The organism is Pedobacter sp. Leaf216 (genome assembly GCF_001421515.1).
Classification (GTDB): domain Bacteria; phylum Bacteroidota; class Bacteroidia; order Sphingobacteriales; family Sphingobacteriaceae; genus Pedobacter.
Genome location: NZ_LMKM01000012.1, coordinates 498,141 through 511,408, shown reverse-complemented (window position 1 = coordinate 511,408; position 13,268 = coordinate 498,141). Strand labels below are relative to the sequence as shown.

Annotated in this window: 16 protein-coding genes; 10 read left to right on the top strand and 6 right to left on the bottom strand. The window is 38.5% G+C overall.

Features of this window, described 5'->3' with window-relative positions:
* Positions 1-41 precede the first annotated feature (41 nt).
* From trpC to ASE74_RS12040, 7 genes are all read left to right on the top strand, one after another.
* On the top strand, positions 42-824 hold the full coding sequence (gene trpC, locus ASE74_RS12070) for an indole-3-glycerol phosphate synthase TrpC (protein ID WP_055909523.1): 783 nt from the start codon (positions 42-44) through the stop codon (positions 822-824).
* A 365-nt stretch (positions 825-1,189) separates the two neighbouring features.
* Entirely contained in the window at positions 1,190-2,380 is a 1,191-nt protein-coding gene (gene hflX, locus ASE74_RS12065) for a GTPase HflX (protein WP_055909106.1), read from the top strand.
* An 87-nt stretch (positions 2,381-2,467) separates the two neighbouring features.
* Positions 2,468-2,845 carry a 30S ribosome-binding factor RbfA gene (gene rbfA / locus ASE74_RS12060; RefSeq protein WP_025143353.1) on the top strand — a complete coding sequence of 126 codons (378 nt, stop codon included), beginning with the start codon at positions 2,468-2,470 and terminating at the stop codon, positions 2,843-2,845.
* A gap of 6 nt (positions 2,846-2,851) precedes the next feature.
* Positions 2,852-3,481, top strand: a complete 630-nt coding sequence (locus ASE74_RS12055; protein ID WP_162235809.1) for a hemolysin III family protein — start codon at positions 2,852-2,854, stop codon at positions 3,479-3,481.
* A 5-nt stretch (positions 3,482-3,486) separates the two neighbouring features.
* A complete protein-coding gene (locus tag ASE74_RS12050; protein WP_055909100.1) occupies positions 3,487-4,185 on the top strand; it encodes a peptidoglycan DD-metalloendopeptidase family protein in 699 nt (232 codons plus the stop codon).
* A 137-nt stretch (positions 4,186-4,322) separates the two neighbouring features.
* Entirely contained in the window at positions 4,323-4,976 is a 654-nt protein-coding gene (locus ASE74_RS12045; protein ID WP_055909097.1) for a TonB family protein, read from the top strand.
* The gene (locus ASE74_RS12040) at positions 4,977-5,381 is read left to right on the top strand and encodes a hypothetical protein (RefSeq protein ID WP_055909094.1); all 405 of its coding nucleotides are present in this window, start codon (positions 4,977-4,979) and stop codon (positions 5,379-5,381) included. It begins immediately after the preceding gene.
* Here ASE74_RS12040 and ASE74_RS12035 read toward each other — a convergent pair.
* Positions 5,358-6,242, bottom strand: coding sequence for a diacylglycerol kinase family protein (locus ASE74_RS12035; protein WP_055909091.1), 885 nt, complete (start codon positions 6,240-6,242; stop codon positions 5,358-5,360). The genes ASE74_RS12040 and ASE74_RS12035 overlap by 24 nt on opposite strands.
* A gap of 57 nt (positions 6,243-6,299) precedes the next feature.
* On the opposite strand from ASE74_RS12035, the gene ASE74_RS12030 reads away from it, so the two are divergent.
* Positions 6,300-7,274 (top strand): App1 family protein, encoded by a 975-nt coding sequence (locus ASE74_RS12030; protein ID WP_055909087.1) that lies wholly within the window; start codon positions 6,300-6,302, stop codon positions 7,272-7,274.
* 10 nt (positions 7,275-7,284) lie between these two features.
* On the opposite strand, the gene ASE74_RS12025 is transcribed toward ASE74_RS12030, so the two are convergent.
* Complete coding sequence (locus tag ASE74_RS12025) at positions 7,285-7,653, bottom strand: YccF domain-containing protein (protein ID WP_055909084.1); 369 nt, start codon at positions 7,651-7,653, stop codon at positions 7,285-7,287.
* A gap of 105 nt (positions 7,654-7,758) precedes the next feature.
* On the opposite strand from ASE74_RS12025, the gene ASE74_RS12020 reads away from it, so the two are divergent.
* Positions 7,759-8,112, top strand: coding sequence for a hypothetical protein (locus ASE74_RS12020; RefSeq protein WP_055909081.1), 354 nt, complete (start codon positions 7,759-7,761; stop codon positions 8,110-8,112).
* A 62-nt stretch (positions 8,113-8,174) separates the two neighbouring features.
* Here the strand turns inward: ASE74_RS12020 and ASE74_RS12015 are convergent, their stop codons facing one another.
* Positions 8,175-9,374, bottom strand: a complete 1,200-nt coding sequence (locus tag ASE74_RS12015) for a DUF1501 domain-containing protein (RefSeq protein ID WP_055909078.1) — start codon at positions 9,372-9,374, stop codon at positions 8,175-8,177.
* 172 nt (positions 9,375-9,546) lie between these two features.
* Positions 9,547-10,989, bottom strand: a complete 1,443-nt coding sequence (locus ASE74_RS12010; RefSeq protein ID WP_055909071.1) for a DUF1800 family protein — start codon at positions 10,987-10,989, stop codon at positions 9,547-9,549.
* Between the two features lie 74 nt (positions 10,990-11,063).
* Here ASE74_RS12010 and aat point away from each other — a divergent pair, with 74 nt between their 5' ends.
* Positions 11,064-11,702, top strand: coding sequence for a leucyl/phenylalanyl-tRNA--protein transferase (aat, locus tag ASE74_RS12005; protein ID WP_055909069.1), 639 nt, complete (start codon positions 11,064-11,066; stop codon positions 11,700-11,702).
* A gap of 71 nt (positions 11,703-11,773) precedes the next feature.
* On the opposite strand, the gene ASE74_RS12000 is transcribed toward aat, so the two are convergent.
* Complete coding sequence (locus ASE74_RS12000) at positions 11,774-12,382, bottom strand: TMEM175 family protein (RefSeq protein WP_055909068.1); 609 nt, start codon at positions 12,380-12,382, stop codon at positions 11,774-11,776.
* Positions 12,383-12,485: 103 nt separating this feature from the next.
* On the bottom strand, positions 12,486-13,268 hold the full coding sequence (locus ASE74_RS11995; RefSeq protein WP_055909066.1) for a DUF1080 domain-containing protein: 783 nt from the start codon (positions 13,266-13,268) through the stop codon (positions 12,486-12,488).

The window sequence follows — 13,268 nt, the reverse complement described above, 5'->3', positions numbered from 1 at the left end:
TGAATGATGGAAAGTCAAAGTCCCCTTCAGGGGATTTAGGGGTGAACATATTAGATAAAATCGTATTACGTAAAAAGGAAGAAGTTGCAGCCGCAAAGGCTTTAATCTCTGTTCAGGATTTAGAAAAATCGGTGCATTTTAACAGAACACCCTATTCCTTTAAATCGTTTTTATTGGCAGAAGAGCGCACTGGCATTATTGCTGAGTTTAAGCGCCGTTCGCCATCAAAGGGTTTAATTAATGGCATTGCCGATGTTGCTGAAGTAACCCAGGCGTATAATGCCGCAGGGGCATCAGCACTTTCTGTATTAACCGATGTAGATTTCTTTGGCGGTAAAACAGATGATATATTAGCTGCAAGAGCTGCAAACGATATTCCGATTTTAAGGAAAGATTTTATGATCGACGAATACCAGATCCTCGAGGCAAAAGCCTGGGGTGCAGATATTATTCTGTTGATTGCTTCAATCTTAACACCTCAACAAGTGAACGATTTTGGGAAATTTGCAAAAGATTTAGGTTTAAATGTGCTTTTAGAAGTGCATAATCTGGAAGAATTGGAGCGAAGCATCTGCCCTAATCTAGATGCCATAGGCGTAAACAACCGAAACCTGGGAGATTTTACTGTAAATATTCAAACCTCGTTTGATTTAGTCAATAAAATTCCGAACGGTTTTTTAAAGATTTCGGAAAGTGCGATTAGTAATCCACAAACAATTAAAGAATTAAAAACAGCAGGCTTTAACGGATTCCTGATCGGTGAGAATTTTATGAAAACCGATAATCCGGGTGCTGCAATTAAGGAATTTGTAGGGCAGATATAGACTGTATAAACCTCGCAGGTTTTTAAAACCTGCGAGGTTTATATTTCACTTTACCTTTAAACTAAGGACCTCAATCTTCTGTTAAATAAACCTGATAAAGCGGAAAACCCACAGCGAGGTACGAGTGAGGATTTGAAGCGATAACAGGACTTTCGTAGCCGAAGCACGCTGAACCCTGTTTTTCAAAAAAAATATTTAACCACCTAAGTCGCCTGAAAAACATTTAACTGGTTTGATTTGGTCGTATTGCCATAGAAGCGTTGACAATCATTTTTCTCTAAAGGGAATTAAAAACTTTTATTGCACGCGTATGGTTTCTTAATGGATTTACAAGTTTGCAAATTTCGTATCTTTGTTGCAATTACATGGGAAAACAAAAATTTTATGATACTGCCATTGTGCAGGAACGGGCAATTTTGGTTGGTGTGGTTACACCCGGCGAAAAAGATGCCCAAACAAAAGAATATTTAGATGAGCTGGCCTTTTTGGTTGATACAGCTGGTGGGAAGGTAGAAAAGGTTTTTACACAAAAAATGCTTAAGCCAGAGCGTGCCACATTTGTGGGTACAGGAAAACTGGAAGAAATAAAGGCTTATGTAAAATCGGAAGAAATTGATGTAGTTGTATTTGATGATGAACTGTCACCTTCGCAACTGCGCAACATCGACCGCGAACTTGGTGTTAAGGTGTTAGACAGGAGCAATCTAATACTGGATATTTTTGCCAACAGGGCGCAAACGGCACAGGCAAAAACACAGGTTGAGCTGGCGCAATTACAATATGTACTGCCACGCTTAACAGGTATGTGGACTCACTTAGAACGCCAAAAAGGAGGTATCGGGATGCGTGGACCGGGTGAAACGCAGATTGAAAGTGACAGGCGGATTATTTTAAACAAAATCTCTTTGTTAAAAGAGCGTTTAAGAAATATCGATCGTCAAAACGAAACACAACGTAAAAACCGTGGTCAGTTAATTCGCGTAGCTTTGGTTGGTTATACCAACGTGGGTAAATCTACCATCATGAATATGCTGTCGAAATCGGAAGTATTTGCAGAGAATAAACTATTTGCAACTTTAGATACAACAGTGCGGAAAGTGGTGATCGAGAATTTGCCTTTTCTGCTTTCAGATACCGTTGGATTTATCCGCAAACTGCCTCACCATTTGGTAGAGTGTTTTAAATCTACTTTAGATGAAGTACGTGAAGCAGATTTACTGATCCATGTGGTTGATGTTTCGCACCCAAACTTCGAAGATCAAATTAATACGGTTAACGAAACATTGAAAGATATTGGCGCGATTGATAAAGACATGATTTTAGTTTTTAATAAAATTGATGCTTATGTTTCGCCAGAACTTGATGATGAAGCAGATGATGGTAAATTAACGCTTGAAGACTTTAAGAAAAGTTGGATGAGCCACGATAAAGTGCCTGTGTTGTTTATATCGGCTACAGAAAAAGAAAACTTAGAAGAGTTTAAAACACTATTGTATGATAAGGTTAAAGCCGCACACGTGGCAAGATACCCGTATGATAGTAATTTGTTATATTAGATTAAATTCCGTCATTGGATGTAGAAATAAAACCCGCAGTATTAAAAACTGCGTGGTCTCATCACAGTGCCGACAGATAAATACACTATGGAAAGTAAACGTCAGCAGAAATTTGCAGGAGTATTACAAGAGGAGTTGGCACAGGTTTTTCAACGCGAAGGTGCTGCGTTTTTGCCAAATACACTGGTAACCATTACCCGGGTTCGGGTTTCGCCAGATTTGGCAGTAGCCAAAGTTTACCTAAGCTTTTTTAATACCAATAATACTACGCTATCTATCAATACGGTTAACGCACATGCAGGCGAAATCAGGTATAAGCTAGGAAGCAGAATCCGCCACCAGGTTAGGGTTGTGCCAGAGCTTACTTTCTTTGTAGATGATACAAATGAATATGTAGAGCGTATGGATCATCTTTTTGATAAAATTGCAAAAGAGCCAAGGCAAAAAGACGAAGACAGCGAATAAATCTTTGTGAGGAAGCTAAGGGAACCCATTAATTTCTTCACACATTTTATACCGGCGTTAATTGCAATTCCGGCAGGTTACCTATTGCTGCAAAAGTGCCATACCCCAATTGCATATACTGCTGCATGGATTTATAGTATTGGTACCTTTATCCTTTTTGGTGTAAGTGCAATGTACCATGGCTATCCGGTTACCGATTATGGTGTGCGTTTCTGGCAGAAATTCGATCATTGCTGCATTTATCTTATGATTGCAGGGTCGTATACCCCAACCGCATTGCTTGTATTTGATGGTTGGCTAAGTTGGAGTCTGTTCGCCATAGTATGGATTATTGCCAGTGTTGGTTGCCTGCTTAAAATCTTTAACCGGTTAAAAAGTAACGCCATTTCCTTGTCGATATACATTTTAATGGGCTGTTTAATTGTGCCTTTGCTACAAAAATTGTTAGTTGCTTTACCTGTTGGGGCAATTTTCTGGTTATTATTCGGTGGTGTTTTTTACATCGCCGGAACTTATTACTATGCAAAAGATAAACCGTTGTCCAGGTGGATCCACAGTCACGAACTTTGGCACCTGTTTGTAATTGGTGGGGCCTTATCTCACTATATTTATAATTTCGTTTACATTTTTAAATAATCAGCATGCAAACTTTCGAGCAACTTATCCAATCAAATGCTTCTTTGATCCAAAAAGTTGTAGATTTTGATGTAAATCAGGATCAGCTTTTAAGTTTAGATTTTACAGCAGCAAATACTGAGCTAACGGATGAAATTTTAGACAATACCGATCTGTTTTCTGCCTGGGTAAACGAAAAACTTGCCGGCAATAATGCACGTTATGGAATTGGCGGTTACAATGAACACCGCACCATTTATTCGCGAAGTGCTCATTTTGACACTGGCGAAGAACCCAGAAGATTACATTTGGGCGTAGATATCTGGGGACCGGTTGCCACCCCAATCTATAATTTTTATGATGCTACTGTTCAAAGCTTTGCCAATAACAACAACTTCGGCGATTATGGTGCAACAATAATTCTTGCCTATGAAATAGATGGATTTAAGTTTAATGCTTTATACGGGCATTTAAGTTTGGATTCATTAAAGGGTATAGAAGAAGGTAAATTTATTGCCGCAGGAGCGAGATTTGCATCATTGGGTGCAAAAGAAGAAAACGGTTATTGGCCGCCACACCTTCATTTCCAATTAATCGAAAATATGGAAGGGTTAAAAGGCGATTACCCTGGAGTTTGCAAGTTTAGCGAAAGGGAAAGGTACTTGGCCAATTGCCCTGATCCGAATTTTATTCTGAAGGCTACGTTTTCCAAGCATTACCACTGAGAACATGAAGAGGTTTTATTTAGCCAGAGAAACATAGATTAAAACGGAATAATTTATGTGATTTCCGTGGCAAAAAACTTCCCTTCCCTTTGCGAAAAACTTTGCGTGCTCTGCGGTTAAAACCGTAAATTAGTATAATGAAAAAGCTATTCACCATCTGTCTACTTTTATGCTGCTCATTTGCCATGGCACAAGTCCAGTTTAAATCAGGGAAAAGTGGCTTTACGAATTTCTTAAGAGAAAATACCATCTATCCTCAGTTTTCTAAAGATAACTGCATCCAGGGAACGGTAAATGTGAGCTTTAAACTCGACGGTGAGGGAAAGGTTTATTTCTCGAAAGTAAGTAAAGGAATCTTGTCCGATCTGGATGAAGAAGCATTACGTCTGGTTCGGATGAGCAGCGGAAAATGGCAGGTTCCGGTGGGTTACGATACCACGGTATCGATCGTTGTTCCTGTTAACTTTGTGCTGTCTGGCTACAATTGCGAAGGGAAATCAAGCGAAGCCATGCAAGAATCCATCCGCAGTTATCAGGCCGAAGAGGCTTTAACAAATTCAGTAATCAACTTTTATAAAAACATCGATCAGGCAAAGCCTGGGCAGGAAGCTCAGATTATTGCCATAAAAAATCAACTCGGTATAGATGATGAATATTTAGGCGACCGGATAAAGATGGGTTTGAAAAAGATAAAACAAGGCGATAAACAGGGAGCCTGCGAAGATTTTACTTTCGTTAAGTATATGGGGAGTAAACTGGCCGACGATTATCTGGCAAAAAATTGTAAGTAAATGAAAAACGCCACCAGATTTTTTGCTTTATTGGATATTATCAGCATCATATTGCTGGCAAAGCAGTTTTGGCAGATTTTATCTCACCTGAACGAAATTCCAGATCAGGTACTCTCACAAGCTAAAGTAGTTTTACTGTTGCCCTTGTTCGTATCGTTGTTTATTTCGGCAATAGGATTAATTTTACTTAAAAAATTTGGTTTTATAACCTACTACATTCAATTTCCATTCCGTTTAGTGGTATGGGTTTTTTCTATCGGTTTCATTACTTATCTGCCAGAAGTATTACATCTGGGCGATCGCTGGTTCGATATCCTATTCCGGGTTTGTTTTATTGCTGAGTTTTTCAGATTGTACTTTACAATTAGAATTCATCGTGCATTACCCGATAGCATCAGGGGCTGATTCGTTTGACAACACAACAGTAATGGCAGCTGGAATAATTTTAGCTTCCACCGTATTTACCTGGCCAATATATTCACCATCAACCTGGAAGTGCGCTTTGTGTTTTGAAGAAATTTTTACCGCTGCAGTTTGAAATACTTCAATCTTTTTAGGGTTAAATGGCAGTTTGGTTATCCATATTTTTAATATCTCCATGTAAGAGTAATCTTTTACCAAAACCACCTCAAAAAGCTCATCATCCAGTTTTCCATCCGGGTTTATTTTTAAGCCAGTACCATACATGGTCGCATTGGCAATGGCCACCATCGCAGCTTTAGAGGTTATGGTTTCATCTTTAAGTTTTAGTTGTACCTCCATCCGGCGGTGATTCCACAATGCGTGCCAGGTAGCTTTTGCATAGCCCCACATTCCGCGTTCGGGTAGTGCATCAAATTTTTTAACCAGGTAGGCATTGAAACCAAGATCGGATAAATGGATACAAATTTCCTCATTAAGTTTAACTACATGAATTTTTTGGAGTCGGCCGCCATCCAAAAAGGCCAAAGCCTGTTCAATATCTGTTGGTATGCCCAGTTCTTTTGCCATGCCATTAGCCGAACCTGCTGGTATAATCCCAATAGGTGTTTCGGTATTTAATAAACACTCTGCAACCAGTTTTAATGTGCCATCGCCACCCACGGCCACAACCCGATCTGCTTTAGAACTGTTAATTTTTTCCTTAATCTTATCAATGGAACAATCTTTAGGCAATTCAAATAAATCTACTTCGGTATTTTTTGCCTCGAAATGTGCAGAAATTACTTCTTTTAAGTTTATATCGTGACTGCCAGAGCCCGGATTGATTATAAATAGTAATTTCATGTAGTTAACTTATGTTTACATCACAAACAACTTTTAATTAACTCTGTTTTAATAACAATGAATAAATCTGTTAGTGTAAAAGTATATCATGGTTATGGCCATACCCACAATCTTGTTGTTTATGGGCACGTTTTTAAGCATAAAGCGAAAACAAAGCAGATTTATAGCAATAATATACTGGTTAACATCATTTATCTCTTAAAGCTTTTTATTTTAAAACCTTATGCTTTTGCTGATGTCCGTTTACGGTTTTTTAACCAGATCATTTCCAATACAGCCGAAGCAGATGGCTTTTTTAAATTCGAATGGGAAGCTGAAAACGACATCCCCGCGGGCTGGCATGATGTGATGGTAGAAGCAATTGATCAGGATGGAAGTGTGTTAGGTAATGGAGAAGGAAAAATTTATGTGCCACACATTACGCAATATGCTTTCATTTCTGATGTGGATGATACGGTAATGATTTCGCATTCTGCCACTATTGGACGACGGTTGAGAGAGCTTTTTATCAAAAATCCACACACCCGGAAAACTTTTCCTGCTGCTGCAAGCCATTACCAGCAACTTGCACTTTCGCATACCGATTCCAATCAGCCCAACCCGTTCTTTTATGTAAGTAGCAGCGAGTGGAATCTTTACGATTATTTGGTAGAAACATTTAAATTTAATAAACTACCTGATGGTGCTTTTCTTTTAAATACTTTAAAGCGGTGGAAAGATTTAATTAAAACAGGCAAAACAGGGCATGAAGGTAAATTATTGAGGGTAATGCGGATCCTGGATGCTTTTCCGAACCAGAAGTTTGTATTTTTTGGTGATAATTCGCAGCATGACCCTCAAATTTATGCTTCCATAGTAGAGAAATATCCAAAAAATATCGAAGCAGTTTACATCCGTAATATTCGCCCTGAAAAAGAAGCAGAAGCGTTAGAACTGCTTAGAAAGATAGAAGGTAAAAATGTTAGGGCTTGTTTGTTTAATAATAGTGAAGAGGCGATTGAACATTCTAAATCAATAGGATTGATCCAATAGTTACCTCAAATTATGAAATCGATTTCCCGAAAGGTGTAAAAGCCAGATTCATTAGCTTAAAATGCTGACGACCGAATGGAATACCTACAATGGTAATGCAAAGTAGGATGCCAAAAAACAAATGGGTTAACGCAATCCAGAAACCACCACATAAAATCCAAATCAGGTTCATGATGGTAGAAAGGCAACCTGTATTTGATGATGTATCGGTTATTTTAACCCCAAAAGGAGCAAGCCCCACAAAGGCAAATTTAAAACATTGTATGCCAAATGGAATACCTACAATCGTTAAGCAAAGGATTAAGCCTCCAATAATGTATTCGAAGAAAATAAAGATGCCACCAAAAATAATCCAGATGATATTGCCTAAAAAGTTCATTGTGTTTTTTAGGTTAAGATTTAATTCTGAAGTATTTGTTACAATTCATTTCAACAACATCATGTATTCTTTGTAATTTAGAATTACACACAAAAGAAACACAACATGAAAAAATTAATTCTTGCAGCGGCGTTCGTCGCTTGCTTTGGGCTGTCGCGTGGCATTGCCCAAAATGTAAATGGCGTAAAATTGACGGATATCCACGTGGATTTTGTTCAGATCCGTGCAACAAAAAGTTTTCTGGCAGATAAACAATGGATTGCGCTGGAGTATGGGCAAAAGGTTGGCGATTATAGCGAGCAGTACATTAGGGATGATAATGATAAAAAACTAGGATTTAATTCAGCAATTGATGCAGTGAATAAGATGAAGGCCTATGGCTATGAGTTGTTTAGTGTTTATACAGAGCAAGTTTCTTCAGATTCTAACCGGCCGGTTTATGTACTAAAAAAGAAGTAAATAACAAAGAAGTCAAGTTTTATAGCACTTTGGCCATTCAAACTTGACTTCTTTTGCTAAGGTTATATAAAATCAAGTGTATTAAATTTCTTGTTTAAAATATCCGCATTATTTACATCCAGCCATTTATCTAGAATGGTACCATATACCTGTCTAAAATCCAACTGATATTTTAAATCGCCCGTATCTAAATCGCCCAGATTAGGCGCAGCGTTAAAAATGCCTTGTTTTTTTAATTTTCCGCCGAAAACAAACATATTATTTGCAGTTCCATGGTCGGTGCCGTTGCTGGCGTTTTGTTCAACTCTCCGGCCAAATTCAGAGAAAGTGATTACCAATGTATCGTCGAGTTTGTTGTTCGATTTTAAGTCTTTCAAAAAAGCAGCCATGCCTTCGCTATACTGTTTAAGCAAATTGCCTTGTTGCCCGATCTGATTTACATGCGTATCGAAACCGCTTAACGAAACATAATATACCCTGGTTTTTAATCCCGAAGATATAAACTTGGAAACCGTTTTTAACTGGTTCGCAAAACCCGAAGTTGGGTAGGTTGATTTCGATTGATAAATTTTCGATGTATTCTGTATATAATTTGCAGAAGATGAAGTTTCGATCATGGTTTTATACAAATAACCCAGGTTATCTTCATCTAAATGCTCTTTATCGTTTTGCAGCATCGATTTAAAAAAGGGGTCGTTGGTATTGCGGAATAAGGCTGCGGGATCTTTTAAAGCGATGCCTTTTTTGGTTTGCCCTTTCATCGCTAAAGAAAGTGAATCATCTACTTCAATTGCAGTATAAGGGAATTTACAGGTTTGGCAGTTGCTGTCTAAATAGCGGCCAATCCATCCGGTAGATAAAAACTGGTTGCTATCACTACCGGTTTGCCAGATATCCATTGAGCGGAAGTGCGAACGGTCAGGATTTGGGTAACCTACATCATTAATAATCGTCATCCAACCTTGGTCATGTATCTCTTGCAGGGCAGCCATATTTGGGTTTAAGCCTTGCATATCGTTAAGTTTAATTACCTCTTCAGGCTTAATGGCTATGCTTTTTCGTTTTTGGTAATAAATATCATTTCCGAATGGGATTACGGTGTTTAAACCATCATTTCCGCCCGAAAGCTGTACCACAACCAGGTTTTTGTATAAACTCAACTCATCCAACGCCATGGCCTCAAGCGGTTTCATAAAAGCGGGAACGAATAATGAGCCTGCTGCAACAAACCCTGTATTTCTTAAAAAATTTCTTCTGTTCATCTTGTTAGTGTTTTAACTAATTGCCTGTATTTAGTGGCTCATTTTCAACGTTTTAGTTGGCTAACCTGTTATTAGCCATAAGCCATTAAACTATCAACCCCGGTTTAATCTTCGGTATTTTGTCACTTGGCTATCAACTATGAGTCATCAAACCATTAACCTAAATAAGCACCTAGCACAATTGATATTCGGGCATACTTGTAATTTCTACTGCTGTACTTCTCAACCCTTTATTATCACTTACCATGGTTGTTATTTTAGTGTTTAATTTCGGTTGCAATAAAAATTGGGTCAATTCTAATGGCGTTAATCCCTTAGGTAAAGTATCTAAAAATTTGGTCCAGTTTGCATTGGCATTTACATATGATTTTGGTTTCGTATTGGCGTTTGCATTGGTTGTTGCTGTTCGGCTTAAGGCAATTACAGCTTCATCTTCAGGGTCGGCTTTACCACTAAAGTCGATTTCCCCATCATTTAAAACCAGTGAAGGAATGCGCATTCTCAACATTAACGAAGAGCTGTCAATCCAGTTTTGTCCGCCTGGCCAGCCCGCTACATTTGGCGGGTTAAACAGGTATTGGCCCAAACTGCTTTGCAATTGTATTAAAACCTGAGGTTTGTTATAGGTAACATAGAATTCTCTGCTTAAACCTACCAGAAATTCTGCCGGCGATTTAATTTTGGTGCCCACGTTCTCATCACTATAAAACCAATCTGATGTAAACATTTTCCTCATTAATGAGGCAATGTCGTATTTTGAGTTGTAAAAATGTGTGGCAAGTTCTTTTACGTGCGCTTCGTTTGGATTATCGTTTACAAAGAATTTATATACTTTCCGGGCGATAAATTGTGAAGTTTCAGGCTTTTCGAGGATAATATCAATAATATTTTCCCCTTCAAAATTCCCGATTTTACCAAAAAAAGTTTTTGTTCCTGTATCGTGTTGGTTTTGCCTGAAAACAAACGATCCGTCTTTATCATACATCCAGCCGGTAAAAGAACGGGCAGATTCTTTAATGTCCTGCTCGGTATAATTTCCCCTGCCTAGGGTGAAAAGCTCCATAAGCTCCCGGGCGAAATTTTCATTTGGCTTCCCTTTTTTGTTTTGCTGGTTATTAAGGTATTGCAGCATTGCCGGCGACTTCGAAACCTCAACAAGCAAGCTTTTAAAACTGCCAAGTGCATTTTCGCGTTGTATATTGTTTAACTGTTGTGCAAAAAAGGGATTATTGCTGCGGCAGGCAAAATGTCCGTGCCAAAAAAGAGTCATCTTCTCCCTCAATGGCGCATCGGTATTAATCATTTTATTTACGAAAGCAATGTTTAAATCGCGGCTTACTTCATTTTGCTCGCGAATAATCTGCTGTCGCATTTTTTTCTCTTCATCGTTGAGGTCTTTTTTGGCATATAAACCTGCCTGCACCAAGAGTTGCCGCTTAGATTCAAAATCATTAACCAAATTGATGGGGTCTTTTTTTTCCGAATCTTTGAGGAGGTTATCTACCACTTTCTCAAGATTCTTTCTGCTTAGCTTTTCCAGATCGGTGTAAGAAATACCAAAGCCCGCCCGGTTGTAAAGATGTTTTACTTTGAAGAAATTATCTTTTGCGCTCATAATGGCTTGTTTTACAGTATGACTTATTTAAAACGCAAGGGTTTAATCTTTGTTTTCTTTCTTTATTTTTGTCCATGTTTTTTCAATTGTTAGACGATAACCCAGGCTTCCCTGATCCGGCTTTGGCAGAGGAGGATGGTTTATTGGCTATTGGTGGTGATTTAAGTACAGAAAGGCTTTTAGTTGCGTATTCAAACGGTATATTTCCATGGTTTAGTGAGGGAGAACCGATTCTGTGGTATTCGCCGCACGAGCGTTGCGTTATATATCCTGATAAGATAAAAATCAGCAAGAGTATGCGGAAAGTTTTAAAAGATGAAATTTTTAATATCACCTTTAATAAGGCTTTTGCAGATGTAATTCTAAACTGCGCAAATACTGAAAGGAAAGGGCAGGATGGCACCTGGATAACCAATGAAATGCAGGATGCCTACATCAGCCTCCATCAGCAAGGGTATGCACACAGTGTAGAGGTTTGGCTTGATGACAAATTGGTAGGCGGCTTATACGGAATTAAAGTAAACCGCGTTTTTTGTGGCGAAAGCATGTTTAGCCATGTAAGCAATGCTTCTAAAGCTGCACTGGTTTTTTTGAGTAAAATGAATATCGATTTAATCGACTGCCAAATGCCAAACGATCATTTAATGAGTTTAGGCGCAGAGATGATCAGCAGGGAATTGTATATGGAGTGCTTCAAACGTCTTGATGCATAAGGGTTTAAAATGATTTTGTATTGCGGATAAATGTTTATCAAACCGCCTGTTTTTAATCTGATACCTTAATGCTAATCTTTGTTCCCTACATCAATTAAGCCTTGCTCACGCATTGCGTTTTCTATTCTTTTATCGGGAATAAACCAGATGCAGGCCACTGTAAAATAAAGTGCGACACCAATCCACGGATTGATAAAGCTGAAGGCTATGCCGGCAATATAAAAAATCAATGAATATTTACCTTTAGCGTCGTTACCGATGGCATGTACAACAAGTGAATGCTGCCCTTCTGTTTTTTTGATAACAATAACCAGTAGGGTGTAAGAAACAGCTGCAAGAAAAAGCACTGCACCATAAACAATAACAGGCCAAAGCGCAAAATGATGTTCGCCCATCCAGCCAGCAGCAACGGGAAATAGTGATAACCAAAACAAGAAATTAAGATTGGCCCAAAGCATTGATCCGTTGGTCTTTTTTACTGCATGCATTAAATGGTGGTGGTTGTTCCAATAAATACCTACATAAATAAAACTGAGAATATAACTGATAAACTTCGGAATAAGGGGCTTTAAACTAGCCAAGGTATCGCCATGTTCAGGAACCTTAATTTCTAAAACCATAATGGTGATGATAATTGCAATTACCCCATCACTAAATGCTTCTAACCTGCCTTTGTTCATAATTTGCCGCTAATTTGATGGTACAATTATCAGTCAAATTATCTTATAAAACAAAACCTGCAAGTTTTTGGCTTGCAGGTTCCTTATTGTTGTTTTGTTGAAATTAAAGTTCTCTTACCCAAATGTTCCTAAAACTAATTGCCGGACTAGGGTCGCCGTGATCTTGTAATTTAATCGAAGCCGGGCCATGTTTCTTGTATTCAGGAGCACCGATATACCTGGTTTCGCCTTTTAATACATAACCGTTTTGTAAAAGTACACCGTTTAAAAATAGGGTAACGCTTGCTGGTTTTAGTACTGTTCCGTCTTCATTAAAACGTGGAGCATTCCAGATGATATCATAATATTGCCATTCGCCTGGTTTTTTGTTTGCATTTGCCAGTGGGATAGCTTGTTTATAAACACTTCCGGTTTGGCCGTTAACATAGGTTTTGTTGTTGTAAGCATCCATAATCTGGATTTCATAACCATCATCACCACCGCCGGTTGAAGCTAAGAAAACACCGCTGTTTCCACGTGCCTGACCTTCTCCAGATATATTTTCAGGAATTTTCCATTCCATGTGCAATTGATAATCGGTAAACTTTTTATTGGTTTCGATATTTCCTGTACCTTTTTTTACGGTGAAAAACCCGTCGTCAATTGTCCAGGCTGCTGGTTTAGATGGATCTTTAACCGAATGCCATGCGTCAAGATTTCTGCCATTAAAAAGTATTGTAGCATCAGATGGTGCATCCTGAGGCAACTTACCTGGGGTAACTATTTTAGGTACAGGTTCCCAAACCTCGGTTGTTTTTGGGTCTTTGGCAGGATCTGGTTTTTTATCTTGTGCCATAACTTGCCCTGCAAATAAAACAGGAATAAATAATAGTGTATACTTGTTCAT

Coding starts and splice junctions, on each gene's coding strand:
- hflX (WP_055909106.1), top strand. CDS start 1,190: ATGGGAAAACAAAAATTTTATGATACTGCCATTGTGCAGGAACGGGCA.
- rbfA (WP_025143353.1), top strand. CDS start 2,468: ATGGAAAGTAAACGTCAGCAGAAATTTGCAGGAGTATTACAAGAGGAG.
- ASE74_RS12050 (WP_055909100.1), top strand. CDS start 3,487: ATGCAAACTTTCGAGCAACTTATCCAATCAAATGCTTCTTTGATCCAA.
- ASE74_RS12045 (WP_055909097.1), top strand. CDS start 4,323: ATGAAAAAGCTATTCACCATCTGTCTACTTTTATGCTGCTCATTTGCC.
- ASE74_RS12040 (WP_055909094.1), top strand. CDS start 4,977: ATGAAAAACGCCACCAGATTTTTTGCTTTATTGGATATTATCAGCATC.
- ASE74_RS12035 (WP_055909091.1), bottom strand. CDS start 6,242: ATGAAATTACTATTTATAATCAATCCGGGCTCTGGCAGTCACGATATA.
- ASE74_RS12030 (WP_055909087.1), top strand. CDS start 6,300: ATGAATAAATCTGTTAGTGTAAAAGTATATCATGGTTATGGCCATACC.
- ASE74_RS12025 (WP_055909084.1), bottom strand. CDS start 7,653: ATGAACTTTTTAGGCAATATCATCTGGATTATTTTTGGTGGCATCTTT.
- ASE74_RS12020 (WP_055909081.1), top strand. CDS start 7,759: ATGAAAAAATTAATTCTTGCAGCGGCGTTCGTCGCTTGCTTTGGGCTG.
- ASE74_RS12015 (WP_055909078.1), bottom strand. CDS start 9,374: ATGAACAGAAGAAATTTTTTAAGAAATACAGGGTTTGTTGCAGCAGGC.
- ASE74_RS12010 (WP_055909071.1), bottom strand. CDS start 10,989: ATGAGCGCAAAAGATAATTTCTTCAAAGTAAAACATCTTTACAACCGG.
- aat (WP_055909069.1), top strand. CDS start 11,064: ATGTTTTTTCAATTGTTAGACGATAACCCAGGCTTCCCTGATCCGGCT.
- ASE74_RS12000 (WP_055909068.1), bottom strand. CDS start 12,382: ATGAACAAAGGCAGGTTAGAAGCATTTAGTGATGGGGTAATTGCAATT.
- ASE74_RS11995 (WP_055909066.1), bottom strand. CDS start 13,268: ATGAACAAGTATACACTATTATTTATTCCTGTTTTATTTGCAGGGCAA.